This is a genomic window from Streptomyces sp. NPDC059452, from assembly GCF_042750035.1.
Lineage (GTDB): Bacteria > Actinomycetota > Actinomycetes > Streptomycetales > Streptomycetaceae > Streptomyces.
In genome coordinates this window covers 108259-131710 of the sequence record NZ_JBHYVE010000005.1, presented here as the reverse complement: position 1 = coordinate 131710, position 23452 = coordinate 108259, and the positions used below count along the sequence as shown (strand labels likewise).

Here is a 23452-nt window from a genome sequence, read left to right as displayed (position 1 = left end):
CCAGCCCCGGTGAACGACCGATTGAGAAGAAGAGAGCCACTCATGGACTTCCTTCGCCCCGCCAGCTGGGAGGAGGCGCTCGCCGCCAAGGCCGAGCACCCCACGGCTGTGCCCATCGCGGGCGGCACGGATGTGATGGTCGAGATCAACTTCGACCACCGGCGGCCCGAATACCTTTTGGACCTGAACCGCATCGGTGAGCTGTCCGAGTGGGAGGTGGGCCAGGAGAGCGTACGGCTCGGCGCCTCCGTGCCGTACAGCGCCATCATGGAGCACCTGCGCACCGAGCTGCCCGGTCTGGCGCTCGCCTCGCACACCGTCGCCTCGCCCCAGATCCGCAACCGCGGCGGGGTCGGGGGCAACCTCGGCACCGCGTCGCCCGCCGGTGACGCCCACCCGGCGCTGCTCGCCGCGGGGGCCGAGGTGGAGGCCGAATCCGTACGCGGAACACGGCTGATTCCCATCGACGCTTTCTACACAGGCGTCAAGCGCAACGCCCTGGCCCCGGACGAGCTGATCCGCGCCGTGCACATCAGGAAGGCCGACGGGCCCCAGCAGTACTCCAAGGTCGGCACCCGCAACGCGATGGTCATCGCCGTCTGCGCCTTCGGCCTCGCCCTGCACCCCGAGACCCGTACGGTCCGCACCGGCATCGGCTCCGCCGCCCCCACGCCCATCCGGGCCAAGGAGGCCGAGGAGTTCCTGAACGCCGCGCTGGAGGAGGGCGGGTTCTGGGAGAGCGGCAGGATCATCACCCCCGCGATCGCCAAGCAGTTCGCCGCGCTCGCCTCGGGCGCCTGCAACCCGATCGACGACGTACGGGGCACGGCGAAGTACCGCAGGCACGCGGTCGGCATCATGGCCCGCCGCACGCTCGGCTGGACCTGGGAGCAGTACCGCGGCGCGGGCCGCACGCTGGAAGGAGCTGCGTAACCATGCGAGTCAATTTCACGGTCAACGGCCGTCCGCAGGAAGCCGACGACGTGTGGGAGGGCGAGTCCCTTCTTTACGTGCTGCGTGAGCGTATGGGGCTGCCCGGTTCCAAGAACGCCTGCGAACAGGGCGAGTGCGGGTCCTGCACGGTCCGCCTGGACGGCGTCCCGGTCTGTGCCTGCCTGGTCGCCGCCGGGCAGGTCCAGGACCGCGAGGTCGTCACCGTCGAGGGCCTGGCCGACTACGCCAAGCACCGCACCGACGCCCACCCCGGCAGCGGCTGTGCCACCGGCTCCTGCGGCACCACCCTGGACGCGGCCAAGCGCTGGCAGTCCAAGCCCACCGACGGCCAGACCGGCGAGGCCGTCGAGCTCTCCCCGATCCAGCAGGCCTTCATCGACGCCGGGGCCGTCCAGTGCGGCTTCTGCACCCCCGGCCTGCTGGTCGCGGCCGACGAGCTGCTGGAGAACAGCCCCTCCCCGTCCGACCAGGACATCCGCGAGGCGCTCTCCGGCAACCTGTGCCGCTGCACGGGGTACGAGAAGATCCTCGACGCGGTCCGCCTCGCGGCCGCCCGCCAGGAAGAGGCGGTCCAGTCATGACGACGCACCCCGAAGCCACGGCCCGCCCCGGAACCACCGCACCCAGGGCCCAGACCGTACCGGCCGGAACCCCCACCAAGATCACCCAGGGTTCGCCCACCAAGGGCGGCATCGGCGAGTCCACGCTCCGCCCCGACGGCACCCTCAAGGTCACCGGGGAGTTCGCGTACTCCTCCGACATGTGGCACGAGGACATGCTGTGGGGCCAGACGCTGCGCTCCACCGTCGCGCACGCCGAGATCGTCTCCATCGACACCTCCGAGGCCCTGGCCACCTCCGGCGTCTACGCCGTGCTGACCTACGACGACCTCCCGGCCGCCATGAAGAACTACGGCCTGGAGATCCAGGACACCCCGGTCCTCGCCCACGGCAAGGTCCGCCACCACGGCGAGCCGGTCGCCATCGTGGCCGCCGACCACCCGGAGACCGCCCGCCGCGCCGCAGCCAAGATCAGGATCGAGTACCGGGAGCTGCCCCTCATCACCGATGAGGCATCGGCGACCGCCCCCGACGCCGTACTCGTGCACGAGGGCCGCGACGACCACCACATCGGCCATGTCCCGCACCCCAACATCGTGCACCGCCAGCCGATCATCCGGGGCGACGCCGACGAGGCCGCCAAGCGCGCCGATGTCATCGTCAAGGGCGAGTACGTCTTCGGGATGCAGGACCAGGCGTTCCTCGGCCCCGAGTCCGGTCTCGCCGTGCCCTCCGAGGACGGCGGGGTCGAACTGTACGTGGCCACCCAGTGGCTGCACTCGGACCTCGGCCAGATCGCCCCCGTCCTCGGCCTGCCCGAGGACAAGGTCCGTATGACGCTCTCCGGCGTCGGCGGGGCCTTCGGCGGCCGCGAGGACATCTCGATGCAGATCCACGCCTGCCTGCTGGCCCTCCGCACCGGCAAGCCCGTCAAGATCGTCTACAACCGGTTCGAGTCCTTCTTCGGGCACGTCCACCGGCACCCGGCGAAGCTCACCTACGAGCACGGCGCCACCAAGGACGGCAAGCTCACGCACATGAAGTGCCGCATCGTCCTGGACGGCGGCGCCTACGCCTCCGCCTCCCCGGCGGTCGTCGGCAACGCCTCCTCGCTCTCGGTCGGTCCGTACAAGATCGAGGACGTCGACATCGAGGCGGTCGCCCTCTACACCAACAACCCGCCCTGCGGCGCCATGCGCGGCTTCGGCGCGGTCCAGGCCTGCTTCGCCTACGAGGCGCAGATGGACAAGCTGGCCGCGAAGCTCGGCATGGACCCGGTGGAGTTCCGGCAGCTCAACGCCATGGAACAGGGCACCCTGCTGCCCACCGGCCAGCCCTGCGACTCGCCTGCCCCGGTCGCCGAGCTGCTGCGCCGGGTCAAGTCCCGGCCGCTGCCGCCCGAGCAGGAGTGGCTGACGGCGGGCAGCGAAGGCACCTCCGTCGACGTCCGGGCGCTGCCCGGCGGGCTCTCCAACACCACCCACGGCGAAGGCGTCGTACGAGGTGTGGGCTACGCGGTCGGCCTGAAGAACGTCGGCTTCTCCGAGGGCTTCGACGACTACTCCACCGCCCGCGTGCGGATGGAGGTCATCAACGGCGAGCCGGTCGCCACCGTGCACACCGCGATGGCCGAGGTCGGACAGGGCGGCGTCACCGTGCACGCCCAGATCGCCCGTACCGAACTCGGGGTCAACCAGGTCACCATCCACCCCGCCGACACCCGGGTCGGCTCCGCCGGATCGACCTCCGCCTCCCGTCAGACGTACGTCACCGGCGGCGCGGTCAAGAACTCCTGCGAAGCCGTACGGGAGAAGGTCCTGGAGCTCGGCCGCGCCAAGTTCGGCACCTACCACCCGGCCTGGGCCACCGCCGAACTCCTCCTGGAGGGCGGCAAGGTCGTCACCGACGGCGGCGAAGTGCTCGCCGACGTGGCCGATGTGCTGGAGGACGAGGCGATCGACATCGAGCTGGAGTGGCGCCACCGGCCCACCGAGGCGTTCGACCTGCGTACGGGACAGGGCAACGGCCACGTCCAGTACTCCTTCGCCGCGCACCGCGCGGTCGTCGAGGTCGACACCGAGCTCGGCCTGGTCAAGGTCATCGAACTGGCCTGCGCCCAGGACGTCGGCAAGGCGCTCAACCCGCTCTCCGTCCTCGGCCAGATCCAGGGCGGCACCCTCCAGGGCATGGGCGTCGCGGTGATGGAGGAGATCATCGTCGACCCGAAGACCGCGAAGGTGCGCAACCCCTCCTTCACGGACTACCTCCTCCCCACCATCCTCGACACGCCGACCATCCCGGTCGACGTGCTCGAACTCGCCGACGAGCACGCCCCGTACGGGCTGCGCGGCATCGGCGAGGCCCCCACCCTGTCGTCCACCCCGGCCGTCCTCGCGGCGATCCGGAACGCGACCGGTCTTGAGCTCAACAGGACACCGGTACGGCCCGAACACCTCACCGGCACCAGTACCTGAAGGCCTGCCGGGTGACCCGAAGACCTGCCGGGTGATCCCCACCGGTCGTCACCCGGCAGCCTCCGAGCGGTCCCCCCCCCCCCCCGACTCTCCGGGCGGTGCGCTGAGCCGAGAACGTCACACTTTTCCGCATCCCGCACCGCCCGGAGACACCAAGTACCGCACCGCTCGCGGTTCTTCGCCGTACGCCCGCGCACGCCGGCGTACGGCAGCGCCTCACGGATCGACACGTGCCACCGGCACATCCGTATCTGCCTCAACAGTTCGTCCCGGCCGTCCCCGGGTCGTGCAGCCGTCGCAGTCATCCCAAATCCCGCATTCAGGAATCTCCAAGCGGGTGCCCCTGTGAACCTTGGGAGTCAGGCATCATGACCCAGCAGTCAGTGGAACCGAAGACCAGCGCGGAGGCCGCGGGCCCCGGCTCGCGCGTCCCCGCCGGCAGATCATGGCTCGACCGTTACTTCCACATATCCGAACGAGGCTCCACGGTCGCGCGCGAGGTGCGCGGCGGCGTCACGACCTTCATGGCCATGGCGTACATCCTTCTGCTCAACCCGCTGATCCTCGGCGGCAAGGACGTCGACGAGAACCTCCTCAGCCAGTCCGGCCTGATCACCGCGACCGCCTTCGCGGCGGCCGCCACGACCCTCCTCATGGGCTTCGTCGGCAAGGTGCCCCTGGCGCTCGCCGCCGGACTCAGCGTCTCCGGTGTGCTCGCCTCGCAGGTCGCGCCCAACATGACCTGGCCGCAGGCCATGGGCATGTGTGTGATCTACGGTGTGGTGATCTGTCTCCTGGTGGTCACCGGCCTCCGCGAGATGATCATGAACGCGATCCCGCTCGCGCTCAAACACGGCATCACCATGGGCATCGGGCTCTTCATCGCCCTCATCGGCCTCTACAAGGCCGGATTCGTCCACCAGGGCACGGCGACCCCCGTCTCCCTCGGCCCGGCCGGTGAACTCGCCGGCTGGCCCGTACTGATCTTCTGTGTGACCCTGCTCCTGATCTTCATGCTCCAGGCGCGCAACATCCCCGGCGCGATCCTGATCGGCATCATCGTGGGCACGCTGGTGGCCATGGTCATCAACGCCATCGTCGACATCGACTCCAAGGCGTGGAGCAGCGGCCCGCCCGCCCTGGAGGGCAGCGCGGTCTCCGCCCCCGACTTCTCGCTCTTCGGCAACGTCGAGTTCGGCGGCTGGGGCGATGTCGGTGTGATCACCGTCAGCATGATCGTCTTCACCCTGGTGCTGGCCGGTTTCTTCGACGCGATGGCCACCATCATCGGCGTCGGCACCGAGGCCAAGCTCGCCGACGAGAAGGGCCGCATGCCGGGCCTGTCCAAGGCGCTGTTCGTCGACGGCGCCGGCGGTGTCATCGGCGGTGTCGCCTCGGGCTCCGGCCAGACGGTCTTCGTGGAGTCGGCCACCGGCGTCGGCGAGGGGGCCCGGACCGGGCTCGCCTCCGTCGTCACCGGCCTCTTCTTCGCGGCCTGCCTCTTCTTCACCCCGCTCACCGCGATCGTGCCGACCGAGGTGGCCTCCGCCGCCCTCGTCGTCATCGGCGCGATGATGATGCAGAACGCCCGGCACGTGGACTGGAGCGACCGTTCCGTCGCCATCCCGGTCTTCCTGACCGTGGTCCTGATGCCCTTCACGTACACCATCACCACCGGTGTCGCCGCGGGTGTCATCGCGTACTCCGCCATCAAGCTCGCCCAGGGCCGGGCCCGCGAGGTCGGGGCCTTCATGTGGGGGCTGACGGTGATCTTCATCGTCTTCTTCGCCCTCAACCCGATCGAGAGCTGGCTCGGCGTCCACTGAGGCGCGCCGCCCATTCCCGCCTCCCCTTGCCGCCCATCCCCACTTTCCCTTTGAGGAGACACGCCATGCTGGACATCGCCGAAGAGCTCGACCGGTGGGTCTCGCAGGGACGCGAGTTCGCCGTCGCCACCGTGGTGGCGGTCGGCGGCAGCGCGCCCCGGCAGCCGGGTGCCGCCCTCGCCGTCGACCGCGAAGGAACGGCCATCGGCTCGGTCTCCGGCGGATGTGTGGAGGGCGCGGTGTACGAGCTGTGCCAACAGGCCCTGGAGGACGGGAAGTCCGTCCGCGAGCGCTTCGGCTACAGCGACGAGGACGCCTTCGCGGTCGGCCTGACCTGCGGAGGCGTCATCGACATCCTGGTCACCCCGGTACGGGCGGACGACCCCGCCCGCCCGGTGTTCGCCGCAGCGCTCGCGGCCGCCGCGGAGGGGGCGGCGGCCGCCCTGGCCCGCGTCACGGAGGGCCCCGAGGAACTGCTCGGACTCCCGCTGCTGGTCCGGCCCGACGGGAGTTACGAGGGCGGGCTCGGCGGCCACCCGGCGCTGGACCGGACCGCCGCCGCCGAGACCCGCGCGCTGCTGGACGCGGGCCGGACCGGTCCGCTCGCCATCGGTGAGCAGGGCTCCCGCTGCGGCCGGCCGATCCAGCTCCTGGTCGAGTCCAGCGTCCCGCCGCCCCGCATGATCGTCTTCGGCGCCATCGACTTCGCCGCCGCGCTCGTCCGGGCCGGGAAGTTCCTCGGCTACCGGGTCACCGTCTGCGACGCCCGGCCGGTCTTCGCCACCGCCGCCCGCTTCCCCGAGGCCGACGAGATCGTCGTCGACTGGCCCCACCGCTATCTGGAGGGCACCGAAACCGACGCCCGTACGGTGCTCTGCGTCCTCACCCACGACGCCAAGTTCGACATCCCGCTGCTGGAGGCCGCCCTGCGTCTCCCGGTCGCCTACGTCGGCGCGATGGGCTCGCGCCGCACCCACCTGGAGCGCGACGACCGGCTGCGCGAGGCCGGTCTCACCGACCGCGAACTGGCCCTGCTGCACTCGCCGATCGGCCTCGACCTCGGAGCCCGTACGCCGGAGGAGACGGCCCTGTCCATCGCCGCCGAGATCGTCGCGGTCCGGCGCGGCGGCAGCGGCGTACCGCTCACCGGGGCGCACACCCCCATCCACCACGACAGCAGCGGCCAGCCGCTCGCGTCGGTGGCCTGAGACGCCTGCTCCGGGCCGGGGCCCTTCCGGCGGCGGGTGGGGCCCGCCCTCGTCAGCCCCCGGCGGGAAAGCCACCCGGAACGACGGCGGGAACGTCACCCGGAAGAGCGGCCGACGCCCGCCCGAACCGGGCCAGCAGATGCCACACCTTCTTCAGGTCCTGCTCCGCATGGCGTCCGGCGCGCGCCGCGTCACCGATGATCCGGGCGTCCAGGTAACCGTCGACGGCGAGGGCCGCTCCGAGCCCGACGTACGCGGCACCCCGGTAGCCGGGACGGCGGCGCAGCTCCGCCACGCCGAGCCGGAACCCTCCGTGCCACTCCACCGGACACGGCAGCCGACGGGCCGCGGTCTCCACCGCCGTCCCCCGGTAAGCCGGATCGAGCACCAGCGCCTCCACGTCCCTCTCCAGCCGGACGGGGGCGTGGAGCTGCGCCTCGATGTAGTCGTCCAGGGCGTCACGGCGGTCCGCCGCCGCCAGCTCGACGAGCCCCGACATCCGGGCCGCCACCCCGAAGCGCACCGGCTCCGTGGCGCTGTCCGGATAGCAGAACGTGGCCGAGGCGAGCACGTCGGCCGTCAGCCGGAAGTGCGCGGACCCGAACCGGGGCGCCGCGCCGAAGGGGGCGCGCCGGACGTCCAGCGCCCCGTAGACGGGCCGCTCGCCCGGTTCGGCCCGGTCGTAAGCGCCGCCGAACATCCGGCTCTCCCACCGCCACCGGTCACCGCCGGGGTGCGCGGTGAGCCCGCCGTTGCTGGTGCCGGTGACGAACTGGGAGACGTACACACCGTCCTCGCCCAGCCGTTCGAGGACCGGCCGCCCCGCCACCGTACGGTCGGGATGGAAGTTCAGCGTCACGCGCAGCCCGGCGTCCAGCGGGGCGCCCGAGGACAGTGAGGCGACATGCTCCAGCGCCCGTCTGCGGGCCGGACCGGGTGGGTGGTCGGCGTTCATCGCGTCAGTCTGCCCGGACGCTGCCCGGGGGTGCACGTGAATACCGGGGCCGACGGGTGCGGTTGGATGAGCATATGAGCGTTCACGACGTTGCCCGCCGGCTGCCGGGCATATCCCCCCTCAACGACCTCTGCCGCTCCCTGGCGATGCTGGATGCGATCCTCTGCCCCGAATGGGACGAGCGCTGGCACAGCTTCGACGCGCACTGGTCGCCCACGGAGACGATGGCCTCGATGCGGGACGGGTCGGGCGGCGAGTACTCCGTGGTCTTCTCCGCCGCCGGGGCGTACGCCCGCGGCTTCGACCACGAGTCGCCCATGAGCCCGTACGTGGACGACGCCCCCTGGCCCGGTGTGCTGGACGAGGTCCCGGCGGTCTTCCGCGCCTACGTGGACGAGCCCGCGTTCACCGACGAGTCCGGCGTGCCGGTGGTGACCGCCTGCCTCTGGCGCGAGACCGCCGACGACCGCTGGCGGGCGGGGAACATCGAGTTCCCGGAGGACGGCGAGGACTCCGACGGTGCGGACTGGCTCTTCCAACTGCTCGTCACGGGCACCCCGGAGTCCTACCAGGAGTGGGCGGAGGAGTACTTCGAGGTCCCGGTCGACCTCGAAGCCGTACGCCATGTCCACGCACTGCGCCCGCTGACGGACGAGGTCGTCGCCGCGCTGAACCCGGAGCGGGTGATGGCGGAGCTGGCCGAGGACATCAAGGAGATCGGGTACCCGGTCGGCAGCGCCCCGGAGTGACCCGGGGGCCGGTGACGGTGCCGGTGCCGGTGCCGGTGCGTGGGGGCCTGCCCCCGGTCGCACCGGCACACGGTCAGGTCCTCCTCGCTCAGCGCCCCGCCTGGAGCGCCCCCCACGTGGCCGGGCCCACCTTGCCGTCGACGCTCAGGCCGCGGCTGGACTGGTAGTTGCGGACCGCCGTCTCCGTCGTCGGGCCGAAGCTGCCGTCGGCGCCCACCGTGGTGCCGAGCGCCGCCGTCAGGGAGCGCTGGAGGCGCTTCACCGCGTCGCCGGAGCTGCCGCGTGCGAGGGCGGGGGTCGTGCCGGCCGAGAGCAGGGCCGTCCAGGTCTTCGGGCCGACCGCGCCGTCGGCGGTGAGGCCCCGGGCCCGCTGGAACGCCTGGGTGGCGCTCTTGGTGGCCGGGCCGAAGATGCCGTCGGCGGTGCCCGCCGCGTACCCCTGGGCGTTGAGCAGGAGCTGCACCGCCTTCACCTGCGGGCCCGAGGAACCCGACTGCTGGAGGGCGTACGAGGGGAAGGTCAGGCTGTCGCCCGGGGTGCCGGAGCCGCCCCCGACCAGCTGCATGTAGTAGTTCCAGTCCCAGTGCACCCCGGGGTCGGTGTGGTCGTTGCCCGGGACCTCGCTGTGCCCGACGATGTGCGTCCGGTTCTTCGGGATGTTGTAGCGCGCGCTGAGGTGGGCGGTCAGCGCGGCGGAGGAGCGGTACATCGCGTCGGTGAACCAGGCCGGGTTGTTGACGTACCCCTCGTGCTCCAGGCCGATGGACGAGGCGTTGGCGCTGCGGGCGTGCCAGGCGGTGTTGGAGTCGCGGACCGTCTGGGTGATCTCACCGTCCGAGGACCGGATCACGTAGTGGGCGCTGACCTGGGACGCGGGGTTCTGGAACCAGCTGATGGCACCGGCGTACGAGCCCTGTGTGACATGGACGACCACCTTGTTGATGGTCGCGGTCCGGCCGGTGGCGTAGTTCTGGGAGGAGGCGGGGACCCAGCGCGCCGAGGGGTAGTCGGGGCTCTGCGCGGAGACCCCGGCCGCGGGGACCTCGTCCTTGTCCGGGGCGACCGGGCGGGAGGGCACCCGTACCTGCTCGCCGCCGGGCGCCGTCGCGTTCAGCCCCTCGGCGAGGAACGTGAACACCGTGTCCGCGTAGAGCGCGGCGGCCGGTCCCTCGGTCTCGCTGTACCGGGCGACCGCCGGGTACCAGGCGTTCACATCGCGCCGCTCCGCGCGGTCCAGGCCGAGGCGGTCGGCGTGGTCGCGCAGGACGGCGGCGCCGCCGAGGATGTTCGCCGCGGTGTTCCGGCGCAGCCGGTCGGCCGGCTCGCCGGTCAGCGCGGCGGCCTTCTCCAGGGAGCGGTTCTCGGGGTTGCTGGCCAGGTGCATCACGCCGTAGCCGTTCGCCTGGCTGGGCAGCCCCGCGTGGCCGTCGAACCGGCTCTCGCCGTAGCCGACGGCGGCCAGCAGATCGCGCGGTACGCCGTACTCCTGCGCGGCCCGGTCAAAGGCGCGGTTCAGCGGATCGGCGGCGGCCGGGGCCGGGGCGGCGGCGGCCGGGTGGCCGGTGGCGACGAGGGCCGTGACCGTGAGCGCGGCCAGGATGGAGGCGCGGGCCCGGGTGCGGGCGACGGGGCTTGGGGGCATGGGTGCTCCTGCTCTGTGGGGACCTGTGGGGACCTGCGGGGAATCCGCGGGAGGGGGACGGGAGGGGAGAGCCCTCGGCCCGGGTGAAGACCGAGGGCTGCGAGCGCATTCAGGCTAACGAGGTGAGAAGGGCATGACAATGAACGCCGGATGGCGGCGTGTCGGTCAATTGGTGTGTGCAGTAAGGGAGTTGACGGGCAATTAGGGCCTGTCGGGTGACGGGGCGTATCACCCGACAGGGTGGGCGATGGGCCGATCGGCCCCGCCCTCGCCGTCAGTGGTCGGGGCGATGGGCCCCGCCTCTCGCTACCAGCGGTTCCGGTGGATGACGTCCGCCACCGGGCGGCGCCGCACCGGCCCGAAGTTGCCCTGGGGCCACCCCACCGGAATGGCGGCGAACGTCGCCATGTCCTCCGGGATGCCGAGCTCCTGCTTCCATTCCTGCTCCAGGAACAGGTGCCAGATGGTGATGTTCGCCGCCAGCCCGAGCCCCCGTGCGGCGAGCAGCAGGTTCTGGACGCCCGGGTAGACGCAGGAGCCCTCCGCCAGCGCCTGGAACCGCGCCTGCGAGGTCATCATCCGCTCGGTCGCGGCCGGGCCGAGCGCCTGCGCGGAGGCGATCAGGCCCTCCTCGTCCAGGCGCGGCTCCGGGAAGCGGTAGCACGGCACGATCAGCGCCGGGGTGTCGGCGAAGTGGTCGCGCTGGTACTCGATCGCGGCCACCATCCGGCCGTACGCCGCCTCGTCCATGCCCTTCGGCGCGTACTTCCCGGTGGTCGCCAGGTAGGAGTCCACGCACCGCTTCCACAGCGGGGCGAGCCGCGCCATCACCTCACGGTCGGTCACCACGACGTACTCGTAACACTGCATGTTGCCGCCGCTGGGTCCCCAGACGGCGGCCTGTATGAGCTGGTCGATCGTCTCGTCCGGCACGGCGTCCGGCTTGAGGCGGCGCATGGCGCGCATGGTGGACATGGTGTCGAAGAGAGCGGGGCCGCCGGGGGCGGACGGGTCGGCCTGAACCGTTTCGATGGTCATGATCACGGAGTTTACGGACCGGATCACCGCGCCATAAGGGGTGGTGACGGACCGTCCGTCATATGCCGGAGGCGCCTTCCTCTCACACGCCGCGCCAGAGGTTGGCGAAGGCCGAGTTCTCGACGGTCCGCCTCTGCCGTACGGCCTCCAGTTCCATCACGGCATCGTGGACGGCGGCCACCACGGTGGTCACGGCGTCGTCGTCGAGGCCGGGGTCCTCGTCGGAATCGGAAGGTTCGCCGTCGCCCATGCCCACGACCGAGGCGAGGGCGGTCAGAACGGGTTCCTTCTCCTCCCAGCGGGAGGCGGCCCCGCGCCGGGCGGGCGTATCGACCGGCTCCACGTGCTTCGAGCCGAGGGACAGGCGGCCGCTCCGCTTCCGGATCAGCTCACCGTCCTGCTCCAACGCGTCCTGGTAGGCGGCCGCGAGGTCCCGGCCCCGGCGCCACAGCCAGTCCTCGATCCGCTCATGGGGCGGCTGCCGGGTGAGCAGCGCCGCGGCCTCGCCGAGGATCCGGTCCTCGGAGGCCGCCGGCCCGCCCGGCACGATGCGGTCGTCGTCCACGGTGACGGCGCCCGCGCCGATGAGATCGATCAGCTCGGCTCCCGCGAGCGCGAGCGACAGGTCGCCCTGCCCCACGGCGGGCTCCGACCGCTGGTCCATGGAGATGATGAACAGGTCTCTCGCCGTGCTCATGAACGGCTCCTCTCGTACAGCACATCGGCTACAGCACACCAGTCACAACACATTGGCCACAACACATCGGTCACAGCGCACATCGGTCACGACGCATCAGCCAGAACACATCGGTCACAGGGCACATTGGTCACGACACATCAGCCACAACGCATCGGTAAAGACGCTTTCCCGGTCGTCGCTCAGCGCCGGGTCAGCCGGACCACCGGGATATCGCGTTCCGTGCCCGCCTGGTACTGCGCATAGCGCGGGAACAGCTCCACCAGGCCCGGCCAGACCCGGGCCTTCTCCTCGGCCGGGAGCGTCGCCGCGACGGCCGGGAAGCGCTCGGTCTCCACCCGGAGCTCGACCTCCGGGTCGGCCTGCAGATTCAGGTACCAGAGCGGCGGCCGGTCCGAGCCGCCGTTGGAGGCCACGATCAGGTAGTCCTCGCCGTCCCGGCCGTACATCAGCACCGTGCGCCGTACGGTCCCGCTGCGCCGCCCCACGTAGTCCAGCAGCAGACAGGGGACCCCGAGCTGGGTCGTGCCCTTCGTGCCGCCCGACGACTCGTACAGCTCCGCCTGCCGGGCCACCCAGTCGGTGGGGCTGACCTCGACCTCCGCCGCGCCGTCCGCTTCCGCCGCCATGGGCCTCTCCATTCTCCTCGTACGGTCCCGTCCGGTCCATCCTGCACCCCGTACGGCCGCACCGGGGGATTCGTACACCTGGACAGCCCTCCCACCGCACGGGGGAACGCAGGCCGGGAACCCCTCCGTGAAGGCGTATAAAGGGTCCTTCCGGAGCAGCCGGCGTCCCCCGATGGCCCCATCCCACCTCACCCCCAACGCGCGGCCGGCGTCACCGCGTCACTGAGCCCAGGAGCGCCAATGAGCACCTCGGAAGAGATCAGCGCCCTGCTGGTAGCGAAGTTCGGAACCGACCCCGAGGCGCTGCGCCCCGACGTTCCGCTGCACCGGCTGCGGCTGGACTCCCTCGCCCTGGAGGAGCTGCGGCTGCTCATCGAGGACCGGCTGGACGTCGACCTGGAGGATGTCGCGCTCACCTCGCGCGACACCCTCGGGCGGCTGATCGAGGTCGTCCACGTCAAGGCCACCGCATGAGCGCCCCGGCAGCCCCCGCGACCGGGGCCTACCGCCGTACCCCGCTCGCCCCGTTCGCCGCCGCCGTCACCGGGGTCGGCCTGGTCACCGCGGCCGGTACGGGCGTACGGGCCGCCTGGCACGGTGTCACCGAAGGGCTCGCCCCCTCCGTCGGCCCCCGGCCCGAACTCGACGGTCTGCCCTGCGACTTCTTCTACTCCGTCACCGACTGCGACCCGCGCGAGGTGCTCGGGGTGGCCACCCAGCGGCTGATGGACCGTTTCGCCCAGCTCGCCGTCATCGCCGCCCGTGAGGCCGTCGCGGACGCCGGGCTCGACCCGGCGGTCTGGGACAGCGGCCGGGTCGGCATCGTCATCGGCTCGGCCCACGGCGGGCTTCCCTTCTACGACGAGCAGCACGCCGTCCTCGCCGGGCGCGGCGCCCGCCGGGTCTCCCCGAAGCTCGCCCCCCTCAGCGTCGTCAACGGCGCGGCCAGCAGCGTCAGTCTGGACCTCGGTGTGCGGGGCCCCAGCCAGGCCGTCTCGACCGCCTGCTCCTCCGGCACCGTCGCCATCGGCACCGCCCACCAGATGCTCCGCTCCGGAGCCTGCGACATCGTCATCGCGGGCGGCGCCGAATCCACCTGCACCCGGCTCCTGATCGCCAGCGCGTGCAGCCTCAAGGCCGTCTCCACCCGCCGCGAGGACCCCGAGGCCGCCTGCCGACCCTTCGACACCCACCGCGACGGCTTCGTCGTCGGCGAGGGCGCGGGCCTCCTCGTCCTGGAGCACCCGGACCACGCCCGGGCCCGGGGCGCCACCGTCCGCGCCCACGTCAGCGGTTACGGAGCCTCCAGCGACGCCCACTCCGCCGTCGCCCCCGACCCCGACGGGCTCGGTATCGAACGCGCCCTGCGCACCGCCCTCGCGGATGCCGGGCTCTCCCCGGCCGACGTCGGACACGTCAACGCGCACGGCACCTCGACGCTCTCCAACGACCTCATCGAGGCGGCCATGCTCCGCCGCGTCCTCGGCGAGAGCCCCCTCGTCACCTCCACCAAGGCGATGACCGGACACACCCTCGGCGCGGCGGGCGGCATCGAGGCCGCGCTGACCGTGCTCGCCCTCCAGCACCAACTGGTCCCGCCCACGGTCAACCTGGACGCCCCCGACCCGCAGATCCCGATGGAGATCGTCGCCAAGGAGGCCCGCGCCGCCTCCTTCGACTGCGCGGTCAAGACCTCGCTCGGCTTCGGCGGCCACAACGCGGCGCTCGTCCTCACCAGGGCCTGAGGGTAAGGGAGTCGATGAACATGCCCGAGGAGATCATCCGGACGCTGTCGGTCGACGGAGTGCGGTACAGCTACCGCGTCCTGCCGCACGCCTCCGGCGGCACCCCCGCCACCGAACCGGCGCTCGTCCTCGGCGGCGCCCTCCAGGGCATGTACGGCTGGCCCCAGATGGACGACCACCTGGGCCCGGCCACCGACGTGGTCACCGCCGACCTGCCCGGTATGGGCTCCGCCGACCCGCTGCCGCCCGGCCCCAGCGCCGACCTGCTGCGCCGGGCCGTCCTCCGGATCGCCGACGACCTGGGCGCCTCCCGGATGAACCTCTTCGGCTTCTCGTACGGCACCGCCATCGCCTTCGGCTTCGCGCAGCGGCACCCCGAGCGGGTGGCGCGGCTCGCGCTCGGTGGCGTACCGGTCCATATCGGCGCGGCGCAGGTGGAGCGGTGGGAGCGGGGCCGGGAGCTGCTGGCGGGCGGGGACCGGGAGGGGTTCGCGGCGCTGGCCGCCGACGCGCTGATGTGCCTGGACCCCGAACGTCCCGTACACCGCAGGGAGTTGGCCCGCCGTTATGTGCGCCGCTCGTTCCTGCACGCGCTCGCCCACTCGCCGCACGCGGCGGACTCGCTCCACCGGGCGCTGGCCGACCGGCCGGACTTCTCCGGCGGGCTGAGCGGTGTTCCCGCGCTGGTCTTCGCCGGGGAGCACGACACGGTGACCGCGCCGGAGCGGCAGCGGGAGTTCGCGGCGACGATCGAGGGCAGCCGCTTCCTGACGATCGACGAGTCCGACCACTGGGTGGTCCTGGAACGGGCCGTCGAAGTGGCGGAGTTGGTGGCTCGGTTCTTCACCGAGGGGGCGCCCGCGAGTGCCCCCGTCAGTCTGCCGCGCCAGGCGGGCGCCCCTGCGGGCCGGAGCTGAGGGAGTCCGGCCCGCAGGGCTCCGGGATCAGCCGGTCTTCACCCGCACCACCTGCGGGTCGTGGTCGCTCGCCTGGTCGGCGAACTCCGCGTTGATGTGCACCACGTCGTAGTCGAAGCGCCGGATCCCCGGGCTCGTCAGGATGTGGTCGAGGGTCTGCGAGTTGCCGTCGAAGACATAGCTGTACCGCTCCGACGCGGGCAGCGTCGTGATCAGCGGCTTGAGCACCTTGCCCTTGGTCAGCGCCGTGAACGTCGGGGAGAACTCGAAGTCGTTGAAGTCCCCGAGCGCCACCACCCGCGCCGACTTGTCCGCCTTCAGCAGCGAGGTGACGAAGGTGTTCACCTCGGCGGCCTGCTGGATCCGCTTCGTCTCCGAGGAGCGGTTCGGCTCCTGGAAGCGGCCGTGCAGCGGCTGGTCACCGCCCTTGGAGCCGAAGTGGTTGCCGATGACGAAGACCGGCTTGCCCCGGAAGGAGTACTCGCCCACCAGCGGCTTGCGGCTGGACTCCCAGGCCGGGCTCGCCGGGTTGATCCGGCCGGGTGAGGCGGAGAGCTCGACGCCCTTGCGCGTCCTGACCGCCTGGACCGGGGTGGTGGCGTCGCCGCCCGGCCGGTCGGTGAAGGAGACCCGCTGGGGGTTGTGGAGGAGGACGTTGCGGATGTTGCCGCCCGGCTCGCCGCCGTCCTTGTTGTTCTCGGGGGCGATGTAGCGCCAGGCGTAACGCGGGCCGCCCTGGGCGACGATCGCGTCCGTGAACCGCTTCAGCGTCGCCTCGGAGCCCACCGTGCCGTCGTTGACCGGCCCGTTGTCGTCCTGGATCTCCTCCAGCGAGACGATGTCGGGGGAGGAGAGGTTCTTCGCGATGCCCTCGGCCAGCCTGTCGAACTTGGCCTGCGGGTCGAGCGCGTCCAGGTTCTCCACGTTGTACGTGGCGACCGCGAGCTCGTCCTTCTTCTGCTTGCGGGTCACCTCGCGCCGCAGTTTCTTGTCGACGTGCGTGCCCAGCTCGGTGGCCTGGAGGTTGTAGCCGCCGTACGAGGCGTAGTCCAGGACGCCGGTCGTGCGGCCCTTCAGCACGTCACCCACGTTCGCCGTGGGGATCGGCTTCGCCGGGTCCAGCGACATCACCTTGAGCCGGCCGGTGTTCTGGTCCGTGTACGAGGCGTAGCGCGTGCCGCCACGCCGGGTCGGGTTCTCCTTCGGCTTGACGGTCACCCAGATCTCGTCGTACGCCGTCGTCGCCCCGGTCACCCGGGTGTCGGCGATCCGGACCCGGACGCCCTCCAGCGACTCGTACAGGTCCAGGGCGTACCGCTTGGGGTCCAGGGTCAGCGCGTCGATCGAACCGCCGCCCGCCGAGGGCACATAACGGCCGGGCACCGAACGGGCGTCGAGGACGACCGGCGCGGGCAGCGCGTTGCCGGAGGAGAGGACGGTGGTGCGGGGCGCGGTGATCTGGGTGACCGACTGGGTGGCGGTGCCCGGGTAGTACTCGGCCACCTTCCCGCTCACCAGGACGGAGTCCCCGACCCGCACGGCCGGTGCGGCGGAGCCGGTGTAGACGAAGAGGCCCTCGCTGGTGCGCGGGTCCTTGTCGGGCGAGGTCTCCTGGATCCAGAAGCCGCGCGAGCCCGTGGCCCGTACGCCGGTGACGACGCCCGGCACCCCGGTGACCGCCGTGCCGTCGAGCGGGGAGACCCGGGTGGTGCCCTGGATGTCGTGGATGCGTACGGGGCCGGGCTCGGTCGGACCGGGCTCCTCCGGCTCCTGGCCGCCGCCCGAGGTCTCGCCCGCCGCGTTGACGGGGGTCGGGGGACCGGCGGAGAAGTCGGCCGCGTTGTCGTCGGTGTCGGCGAGCGAGGCGGCCCGGGAGACGGAGGCGGTGGCCGAGGCGGTGGGGGCCGGGCCGCTGCCCTCCCGTACGACGGCGGAGCCGTAGCCGACCAGGTCCACGATCCGGGGCTCGGCCGCACAGTCCGCCGCCGTCTTGCAGGTGAGCGGGGTGGTGCCGGAGACCAGCGCCACGGTGCCGCTCCCGGCGGCCATCGCGATGGTGCCGGTGGCGTCCGGGGTGGGCAGGGCGACGGTGCCGCCGGTCCCGGCGGCCTGGGCGACGAGGTAGCGGCCGCCGGGGGCGATCGTCCCGGTGAGCGCGGAGACCTGCCACTGCGAACCGGCCGACGGAGCGCCCGGCAGGTACTGCACGGTGAGGCCGCCGACCTCGAAGGGTACGGAGCCGGCGTTGGCCAGCTCGACGAAGTCCCGGGTCAGCGTGGCGCCGGAGTTGCCCCCACCGCCGTACACCTCGGAGATCACGGCGGTGGCGGACGGGGCCGCCTGGGCGGCGGGCAGGGCGGTCACCGCGAGCGCGACGGCGACGGCGCCGGTCAGCAGGACGGAACCGGATCTGGATATCTGCACGAGGAGGTGCCCCCAACTTGGTAGTGAGACACAGAAAACTATGCGCGTAGAACAGGGCATGACAAGGCATCACCGGTTAATTCCCGGCATCGTCCGGGTGGAGAACGGGCCACCGCACCCCGCGCGGGCCGCCGCCGGAGCCCGCCACACGCCTGTCACATGCGGCAATAAGCGGGCAACACGCCGCCGTGAGACGGCCGTCCACCATCCGGTCAACGGTTTGACCGGGTTAGGCCGTTCCGGCTACGTTGCGCGCCATGCAGCGATCCGCACACCTGACGACGCGGGGTCATGTCGACCTGAAGCGCGTGTGCTCCGCGGCGTGTCACCGGGTCTGAACGCACCGAGCCCCTGAGCGACCGCAGCCGGAGCCCGACCGGCGTGCGCACGCCGGGCAACCGTTCCACGGGAGAAACCCCGACCCCCGGCCGCACCGGCAGGTCGAGGTCCGAGGCTCCGTCCAGGAGCCTCCCCGCACGGCCCGCTGTCACCGAGGACCTGGAAGACACCGTGAAGCGTCTGACCGCGCCCGCCCGCCGTCCCGCCCCGCTGCGCCGCTCCGACATCCCCGCAGGGCCCGCCCGCCGGGTCTCCGGCACCGGCTCCGTGCTGAGCGCGATCCTCGACCACGGGCCGGTCGCCCGCTCCACCGTGGCCCGCCTCACCGGGCTCTCCCCGGCCGCGGTCACCGGCCACGTCGGCAGCCTGCTCGCCCGTGGACTGGTCCGGGAGAGCGCGGAGACCGTCGGGCCCAAGGGACTCGGCCGCCCCCACATCCCCGTCGAGATCGACACCGGCCGCTATCTGGTCGCCGGGGCCCACGTGGCCGTCGCGCACTCCACCGTCTCGCTCATGGACCTGCGCGGCCGGATCGTCGCCGAGGACCGGCAGCCGCACGCGATCGGCGCCAACGGCCCGTACGCCACCGTCCCCGGCCGCTCCCCGCGCGGGCTCTCCACCGGGCCCGCCCTGCTCCGCGACCTCGCCGAGCGGCTGCCCCGGCTGATCGACGCGCACGGGGCGGGCCGGACCGTCCTCGCCCTCGGCTTCGCCACCGGACACCGGGTGGACCCCGCCGCCGGAGTGGTCGTCGACCACCCGCACCTGGGCTGGCGGGACGTCCCGGTGCGCGACATCCTCGAATCCGCCACCGGGCTGCCCGTCCATGTGGACAGCCACTCCCGGGCGCTGGCCCGCGCCGAGCAGCTGTTCGGCGAGGCGTCGACCCGGGCCAGCACGGTGCTGCTCTTCGTCGGCGCGGTGGTGGACGCCGCGTTCGCGAGCTCCGGGGCCATGCATCTGGGCCCCCGCTCCGGGGCGGGCAGTGTGGCCCATCTGCCCCTGGGCTCCGGCGGATCGGGCTCCGCCGAACCGTGCTCCTGCGGCCGGGCCGGGTGCCTCCAGTCCGAGGTGTCCGAGCGGGCCATGGTCCGCCGGGCCGCCGAACAGGGCCTGGTCGTCGGCTCGTTCACCGAACTGCTGGACCAGGCGCTGGCCGGTGAGGCCCGGGCCCTCGCGCTGTTCCGGCGCCGGGCCAGGCTGGTGGGCCGGGGGGCCGCGCTGCTGCTGGACATGTTCGACCCCGAGGTCCTCGTGGTGGTCGAGCCGGGCACCGGGCGGATCCCGGAGTGTCTGGCCGACCTGCGGGCGGAGGTGGCCGAGCGGTCCTGGGTCTGCGAGGACCCCGAACGGGCCGTGGTGCCCAGCAGCTTCACCGGATCGGTGCTGGCCACGGCGGGCGGCGCGGTCGCGCTCGGCGCGCTCTACACCGACCCGCTGGGCCCCTGGCCCGCGCTGCCCGCGGTGTCCTGACCTCCCGTCGGCCGTCCCCGTACCTTCCGTCGGCCGTCCGCGTACCTCCCGTCGGCCCCCCCGGAACTTCCCCGTCGGCCACTCCGCACTTCCCCGTAAGACCTCTCGTACCTCCCCGTCAGGCCTCCCGTGCGGCCGGCGCGGAATCCGACTTAATTCAGAAAGTTGCATTGTTGACCGGCCCGCCGGCCGAACGGGAAGATGGATCCATGAACAGCCGCCCGCGTATTCAGCAGAGCATGCCCCGCACGGCATGCCGCTGTCGCACGGCTGCGCCGGTGAGGGAATTCTCCCGGCCCTTCCGTTGTCGCCCCTGTCCGGGACCCCGATAACACCCTGTCGGCGTACGGGAATTCTCCGCGGCCTGCCGTCACCGGTCGCGTGACTTCTCCCGCTCGCTTTCCCCAGCCGTGCCATCGCTCTACCGCCGCGCGCCCTTTTCCGCCTTTCCCCTCCAGGAGAGATGTTGACCGTCACCGTTTCCCCGTATGCCGCCGGGTACGCCCCGGACCGTTTCAAGCAGGTGTTCCGCCGCTATCCGGCGGGCGTGGTCGTCGTCACCGCCGACTCCGGCCGCGGGCCCGTCGGATTCACCGCCACCTCGCTCACCTCGCTCTCCCTCGACCCGCCGCTGGTCTCCTTCGGCATCGGGACGTCCACCTCCTCCTGGCCGCACGTCGAGCGGGCCGCCTCCACCGTCGTCAACTTCCTCGGCGCCGACCAGGAAGCCCTGGCCCGGACCTTCGCCACCAGCGGCATCGACCGGTTCGCCGCCCCGACCTCCTGGCGGCGGCTGCCCGAGGGCGAACCGGTGCTCGACGGGGTGGCCGGCTGGCTGCGGCTGGAGACCGAACAGATCGTGCCCGCCGGGGACCACCGCATCGTCATCGCCCGGGTCACCGACTCCTGGCTCGACGAGGGCCGCGGCCCGCTGCTCTTCCACAACGGCACCTACCACTCCCTCTGATCCCTCTGAACACAGGAATACCTTTCATGCCTCCTCACCAGACCGACGGCCTTTCCGTCACCGCGCGAACCGTGGGCCGCAGATCGTTTCTCGCCCTCGCCACCGGAACGGTTCTCGGCCTTGCCGCCTGCTCCCCGCAGGTGAAGACGACCGCGAGTGCCGAGCCCGCCGGAAAACTCCCCTCGGCCGCCCCGCCGCCGGGGACGAAACTGACCATCGCCGTACGCCAGACCCGGCTCCAGCTCGAACCCTCCGGGCTTAAGAAGGATCTCGCCTTCACCGTTTCCGAATGGCCGAACCTGAGCGCGGGCCCGGATATCATCCAGGGATTCCGGGCTGAGTCCATCGACCTCGCCTCCAACGCGGGAATTCCACCGATCCAGGCCAAGGCCATCGGCGTGAAAACGAAGATCGTCGCGGTCCAGGTGCGCCCCCGCCCCATCTACACCTTCGCCACCGCCCCGGGCACCGCCATCGCCTCGGTGGAGGACTTCCGCGGCAAGAAGATCGGCTTCTCCCAGGGGCAGGCCCAGGGCGTCGTCGTCCTGCGCGCCCTGAAGGCGGCCGGGCTCAAGAACAGCGACGTGGAACTCGTCGCCCTGCCCAGCACCCAGTTCCTCACCGCCCTGCAGTCGAAGCAGGTCGACGTGGCACCGCTGGGCGAACCGGCCCTCACCAAGTACCTCGACCAGTACGCCAAGGACGGGGCCGCCGCCGTCAAGACCGACGTCGTGGACCTCCTCACCGTCCTGTGGGCCCCGGTGGAGGTGCTCAACGACCCGGCGAAGGCCGCCGCCGTCCGCAACTTCATCCCGCTCTGGGCCAAGGGCCTGGTCTGGGCGTGGGAGCACACGGACGAGTGGATCGACACCTACTACGTGAAGGACCAGGGCGTCTCCGTCGCCGACGGGAAGCGCATCGTCTCCTCCCTCAACAAGCCGCAGTTCCCCGTCAGTTGGGACAAGGCGATCGCGTGGGAGCAGGAGACCGCCGACCTGATGGCCGAGGGCGGCTTCGTACCGAAGCAGGACGTCACCGACCTGTTCGACCGCCGCTTCGAGGGCCTGGCCGCCGAGTCCGTTCCCGCCGAGTACCGGGAGACCTCATGACCGACCTGCTGCCCACGGCCCGTACCAGCGAGCCCGCCGTCCTCACCAAGGGCGCGGCACCGCCGGGGGCCCCGCCCCAGGAGCCCGGCCCCGCCGTCGCGCGCGGCACCCGCCGACGGCTCGGCCCCGGCCGGTCCCTGCCCTTCGGCCGGCTCATCGGCCCCGCCCTGCTCGTCGCCCTGTGGTGGGCGGCCTCCGCCTCCGGCTATCTGGACCCGCGCATCCTGTCCGGGCCCGGCAGCGTGATCTCCACCGCCTCCGACCTGGTCGCCACCGGCCGTCTCCAGGACAACGTCCTCATCTCCCTCCAACGAGCGGGCCTCGGCCTCTTCTTCGGCGTCGTCAGCGGTGTCGTGCTCGCGGTCGCGGCCGGACTGAGCCGCGGCGGTGAGTACCTGATCGACGGACCGCTCCAGATCAAGCGGGCCATCCCCTCGCTCGCCATGCTGCCCCTGCTGATCCTCTGGCTCGGCATCGGCGAGGAGATGAAGGTGACTGTCATCGCCCTCGGCGTCGCGGTCAGCATGTACATCAACACCTTCGCCTTCCTGACCTCCATCGACAGCCGGTACGTGGAGCTGGCCGAGGGACTCGACCTGAGCCGGGCCCAGTTCGTCCGCAAGGTCGTCATCCCCGGCTCGCTGCCCGGCTTCTTCGTCGGCCTGCGCCTCGGCGTCACCTCGTCCTGGGTCGGGCTGATCGTCGTCGAGCAGATCAACGCCACCAGCGGCATCGGCTACATGATGTTCCAGGCCCAGCTGTACGCCCAGTCCGACGTGATCATCGTGGGCCTGGTGGCCTACGGGATCTTCGGCTTCGCCTCGGACGCGGCCGTACGCGCCATCGAGAGGAGGGCCCTGTCATGGCGACGCACCCTGGCGGGCTGATCACTGAGGTCCGCCCCGCCGTTCAGACCAAGCGACTGGTACGGAAGTTCGGCGACCGGATCATCCTCAAGGAGCTCGACCTGACCGTGGCACCGGGGGAGTTCACCGCTCTCCTCGGCCGCAGCGGATCGGGGAAGTCCACCCTGCTGCGGGCCGTCGCCCGCCTCGATCACACGGTCGAGGGGACCGGCGAACTCACCGTCCCCGAAAGGGTGTCGCTCTCCTTCCAGGACTCCCGGCTGCTGCCCTGGCTCCGGGTCCTGGACAACGTGATCCTCGGCCTGCGCGGCCCCGGCGCCCGTGAACGCGGCCTCACCGCCCTGGAGGAGGTCGGCCTCGCCGGGCGCGACCGCTCCTGGCCGCACGAGCTCTCCGGCGGCGAACAGCAGCGCGCCGCACTCGCCCGCGCCCTGGTCCGCGAACCCGAACTCCTGCTGGCCGACGAGCCGTTCGGCGCCCTCGACGCGCTCACCCGGATCAAGATGCACGGCCTGCTCCGCGAACTGTACGAACGCCACCGCCCCGCCGTCCTCCTGGTCACCCATGACGTCGACGAGGCCGTCGAACTCGCCGACCGGGTCCTGGTCCTGGAGGACGGCCTGATCTCCGTCGACCTCGCCATCGACCTGCCGACCCCGCGCTCCCGGCGCGACGCCCGCTTCCAGGAGTACCGCGACACCCTGCTCACCGCCCTCGGAGTCACCCAGCCGCCGCCGACGTCCTGAGCGACCTGCCGCCCGCGCGCCCGCCCGGAACGTGCCCGCGCCCGTCGACGGCCTGAAAGCCGTGCCGCCCGCACCCGGCCCACGCCCGCCGAAGCGCTGCCCGGCCGCGCCCAACTCCCCGTAACCGCCCGGGA

At 72.0% G+C, this 23452-nt stretch carries 20 protein-coding genes; 14 read left to right on the top strand and 6 right to left on the bottom strand.

Features of this window, described 5'->3' with window-relative positions; all coding sequences use genetic code 11:
• Positions 1 to 42: 42 nt before the first annotated feature.
• The 5 genes from ACFW9Z_RS10020 (at position 43) to ACFW9Z_RS10000 (ending at position 7022) form a co-directional block, all read left to right on the top strand.
• Complete coding sequence (locus ACFW9Z_RS10020) at positions 43 to 933, top strand: FAD binding domain-containing protein (RefSeq protein WP_384637192.1); 891 nt, start codon at positions 43 to 45, stop codon at positions 931 to 933.
• A 2-nt stretch (positions 934 to 935) separates the two neighbouring features.
• Positions 936 to 1535, top strand: a complete 600-nt coding sequence (locus ACFW9Z_RS10015; protein WP_384637189.1) for a (2Fe-2S)-binding protein — start codon at positions 936 to 938, stop codon at positions 1533 to 1535.
• On the top strand, positions 1532 to 3988 hold the full coding sequence (gene pucD, locus ACFW9Z_RS10010) for a xanthine dehydrogenase subunit D (RefSeq protein ID WP_384637186.1): 2457 nt from the start codon (positions 1532 to 1534) through the stop codon (positions 3986 to 3988). The genes ACFW9Z_RS10015 and pucD overlap by 4 nt, the downstream gene beginning before the upstream one ends.
• A 368-nt stretch (positions 3989 to 4356) precedes the next feature.
• Entirely contained in the window at positions 4357 to 5814 is a 1458-nt protein-coding gene (locus ACFW9Z_RS10005; RefSeq protein WP_384637184.1) for an NCS2 family permease, read from the top strand.
• A gap of 65 nt (positions 5815 to 5879) precedes the next feature.
• Positions 5880 to 7022, top strand: a complete 1143-nt coding sequence (locus tag ACFW9Z_RS10000) for an XdhC family protein (protein ID WP_384637181.1) — start codon at positions 5880 to 5882, stop codon at positions 7020 to 7022.
• Between the two features lie 52 nt (positions 7023 to 7074).
• Here ACFW9Z_RS10000 and ACFW9Z_RS09995 read toward each other — a convergent pair whose 3' ends face one another.
• On the bottom strand, positions 7075 to 7977 hold the full coding sequence (locus ACFW9Z_RS09995) for a DUF3626 domain-containing protein (RefSeq protein WP_384637179.1): 903 nt from the start codon (positions 7975 to 7977) through the stop codon (positions 7075 to 7077).
• A 74-nt stretch (positions 7978 to 8051) separates the two neighbouring features.
• Here ACFW9Z_RS09995 and ACFW9Z_RS09990 point away from each other — a divergent pair, with 74 nt between their 5' ends.
• Positions 8052 to 8726: a hypothetical protein gene (locus tag ACFW9Z_RS09990; protein ID WP_384637176.1), complete on the top strand. Its 675-nt coding sequence runs from the start codon at positions 8052 to 8054 to the stop codon at positions 8724 to 8726.
• A gap of 88 nt (positions 8727 to 8814) precedes the next feature.
• Here ACFW9Z_RS09990 and ACFW9Z_RS09985 read toward each other — a convergent pair whose 3' ends face one another.
• From ACFW9Z_RS09985 to ACFW9Z_RS09970, 4 genes are all read right to left on the bottom strand, one after another.
• A complete protein-coding gene (locus ACFW9Z_RS09985) occupies positions 8815 to 10368 on the bottom strand; it encodes a peptidoglycan-binding protein (RefSeq protein ID WP_384637173.1) in 1554 nt (517 codons plus the stop codon).
• Between the two features lie 306 nt (positions 10369 to 10674).
• Positions 10675 to 11406, bottom strand: coding sequence for a nitroreductase family protein (locus tag ACFW9Z_RS09980; protein WP_384637170.1), 732 nt, complete (start codon positions 11404 to 11406; stop codon positions 10675 to 10677).
• Positions 11407 to 11488: 82 nt separating this feature from the next.
• Complete coding sequence (locus ACFW9Z_RS09975) at positions 11489 to 12103, bottom strand: GPP34 family phosphoprotein (protein WP_384637167.1); 615 nt, start codon at positions 12101 to 12103, stop codon at positions 11489 to 11491.
• A 182-nt stretch (positions 12104 to 12285) separates the two neighbouring features.
• A complete protein-coding gene (locus ACFW9Z_RS09970; protein ID WP_384637164.1) occupies positions 12286 to 12732 on the bottom strand; it encodes a nitroreductase family deazaflavin-dependent oxidoreductase in 447 nt (148 codons plus the stop codon).
• A 240-nt stretch (positions 12733 to 12972) separates the two neighbouring features.
• On the opposite strand from ACFW9Z_RS09970, the gene ACFW9Z_RS09965 reads away from it, so the two are divergent.
• The 3 genes from ACFW9Z_RS09965 to ACFW9Z_RS09955 are packed head-to-tail and all read left to right on the top strand — an operon-like array spanning position 12973 to position 15394.
• On the top strand, positions 12973 to 13206 hold the full coding sequence (locus ACFW9Z_RS09965; RefSeq protein ID WP_015612298.1) for an acyl carrier protein: 234 nt from the start codon (positions 12973 to 12975) through the stop codon (positions 13204 to 13206).
• Positions 13203 to 14477 carry a beta-ketoacyl-[acyl-carrier-protein] synthase family protein gene (locus ACFW9Z_RS09960; RefSeq protein WP_384637161.1) on the top strand — a complete coding sequence of 425 codons (1275 nt, stop codon included), beginning with the start codon at positions 13203 to 13205 and terminating at the stop codon, positions 14475 to 14477. The genes ACFW9Z_RS09965 and ACFW9Z_RS09960 overlap by 4 nt, the downstream gene beginning before the upstream one ends.
• Positions 14478 to 14497: 20 nt before the next feature.
• Positions 14498 to 15394, top strand: coding sequence for an alpha/beta fold hydrolase (locus tag ACFW9Z_RS09955; RefSeq protein WP_384637158.1), 897 nt, complete (start codon positions 14498 to 14500; stop codon positions 15392 to 15394).
• 27 nt (positions 15395 to 15421) lie between these two features.
• On the opposite strand, the gene ACFW9Z_RS09950 is transcribed toward ACFW9Z_RS09955, so the two are convergent.
• Complete coding sequence (locus tag ACFW9Z_RS09950; RefSeq protein ID WP_384637155.1) at positions 15422 to 17818, bottom strand: endonuclease/exonuclease/phosphatase family protein; 2397 nt, start codon at positions 17816 to 17818, stop codon at positions 15422 to 15424.
• A gap of 510 nt (positions 17819 to 18328) precedes the next feature.
• On the opposite strand from ACFW9Z_RS09950, the gene ACFW9Z_RS09945 reads away from it, so the two are divergent.
• The 5 genes from ACFW9Z_RS09945 (at position 18329) to ACFW9Z_RS09925 (ending at position 23318) form a co-directional block, all read left to right on the top strand.
• Entirely contained in the window at positions 18329 to 19630 is a 1302-nt protein-coding gene (locus ACFW9Z_RS09945) for an ROK family protein (protein ID WP_384637152.1), read from the top strand.
• 463 nt (positions 19631 to 20093) lie between these two features.
• The gene (locus ACFW9Z_RS09940; protein WP_384637149.1) at positions 20094 to 20597 is read left to right on the top strand and encodes a flavin reductase family protein; all 504 of its coding nucleotides are present in this window, start codon (positions 20094 to 20096) and stop codon (positions 20595 to 20597) included.
• A gap of 26 nt (positions 20598 to 20623) precedes the next feature.
• Entirely contained in the window at positions 20624 to 21706 is a 1083-nt protein-coding gene (locus ACFW9Z_RS09935) for an ABC transporter substrate-binding protein (protein WP_384637146.1), read from the top strand.
• Complete coding sequence (locus ACFW9Z_RS09930) at positions 21703 to 22593, top strand: ABC transporter permease (protein ID WP_384637143.1); 891 nt, start codon at positions 21703 to 21705, stop codon at positions 22591 to 22593. Before ACFW9Z_RS09935 ends, ACFW9Z_RS09930 begins: the two co-directional genes overlap by 4 nt.
• Positions 22569 to 23318: an ABC transporter ATP-binding protein gene (locus tag ACFW9Z_RS09925; RefSeq protein ID WP_384637140.1), complete on the top strand. Its 750-nt coding sequence runs from the start codon at positions 22569 to 22571 to the stop codon at positions 23316 to 23318. The genes ACFW9Z_RS09930 and ACFW9Z_RS09925 overlap by 25 nt, the downstream gene beginning before the upstream one ends.
• Positions 23319 to 23452: the final 134 nt, after the last annotated feature.

What these genes read in the sequence shown, in the direction of transcription:
- ACFW9Z_RS10020 (WP_384637192.1), top strand. Translation starts at nt 43, where the DNA reads ATGGACTTCCTTCGCCCCGCCAGCTGGGAGGAGGCGCTCGCCGCCAAG.
- ACFW9Z_RS10015 (WP_384637189.1), top strand. Translation starts at nt 936, where the DNA reads ATGCGAGTCAATTTCACGGTCAACGGCCGTCCGCAGGAAGCCGACGAC.
- pucD (WP_384637186.1), top strand. Translation starts at nt 1,532, where the DNA reads ATGACGACGCACCCCGAAGCCACGGCCCGCCCCGGAACCACCGCACCC.
- ACFW9Z_RS10005 (WP_384637184.1), top strand. Translation starts at nt 4,357, where the DNA reads ATGACCCAGCAGTCAGTGGAACCGAAGACCAGCGCGGAGGCCGCGGGC.
- ACFW9Z_RS10000 (WP_384637181.1), top strand. Translation starts at nt 5,880, where the DNA reads ATGCTGGACATCGCCGAAGAGCTCGACCGGTGGGTCTCGCAGGGACGC.
- ACFW9Z_RS09995 (WP_384637179.1), bottom strand. Translation starts at nt 7,977, where the DNA reads ATGAACGCCGACCACCCACCCGGTCCGGCCCGCAGACGGGCGCTGGAG.
- ACFW9Z_RS09990 (WP_384637176.1), top strand. Translation starts at nt 8,052, where the DNA reads ATGAGCGTTCACGACGTTGCCCGCCGGCTGCCGGGCATATCCCCCCTC.
- ACFW9Z_RS09985 (WP_384637173.1), bottom strand. Translation starts at nt 10,368, where the DNA reads ATGCCCCCAAGCCCCGTCGCCCGCACCCGGGCCCGCGCCTCCATCCTG.
- ACFW9Z_RS09980 (WP_384637170.1), bottom strand. Translation starts at nt 11,406, where the DNA reads ATGACCATCGAAACGGTTCAGGCCGACCCGTCCGCCCCCGGCGGCCCC.
- ACFW9Z_RS09975 (WP_384637167.1), bottom strand. Translation starts at nt 12,103, where the DNA reads ATGAGCACGGCGAGAGACCTGTTCATCATCTCCATGGACCAGCGGTCG.
- ACFW9Z_RS09970 (WP_384637164.1), bottom strand. Translation starts at nt 12,732, where the DNA reads ATGGCGGCGGAAGCGGACGGCGCGGCGGAGGTCGAGGTCAGCCCCACC.
- ACFW9Z_RS09965 (WP_015612298.1), top strand. Translation starts at nt 12,973, where the DNA reads ATGAGCACCTCGGAAGAGATCAGCGCCCTGCTGGTAGCGAAGTTCGGA.
- ACFW9Z_RS09960 (WP_384637161.1), top strand. Translation starts at nt 13,203, where the DNA reads ATGAGCGCCCCGGCAGCCCCCGCGACCGGGGCCTACCGCCGTACCCCG.
- ACFW9Z_RS09955 (WP_384637158.1), top strand. Translation starts at nt 14,498, where the DNA reads ATGCCCGAGGAGATCATCCGGACGCTGTCGGTCGACGGAGTGCGGTAC.
- ACFW9Z_RS09940 (WP_384637149.1), top strand. Translation starts at nt 20,094, where the DNA reads ATGTTGACCGTCACCGTTTCCCCGTATGCCGCCGGGTACGCCCCGGAC.
- ACFW9Z_RS09935 (WP_384637146.1), top strand. Translation starts at nt 20,624, where the DNA reads ATGCCTCCTCACCAGACCGACGGCCTTTCCGTCACCGCGCGAACCGTG.
- ACFW9Z_RS09930 (WP_384637143.1), top strand. Translation starts at nt 21,703, where the DNA reads ATGACCGACCTGCTGCCCACGGCCCGTACCAGCGAGCCCGCCGTCCTC.
- ACFW9Z_RS09925 (WP_384637140.1), top strand. Translation starts at nt 22,569, where the DNA reads ATGGCGACGCACCCTGGCGGGCTGATCACTGAGGTCCGCCCCGCCGTT.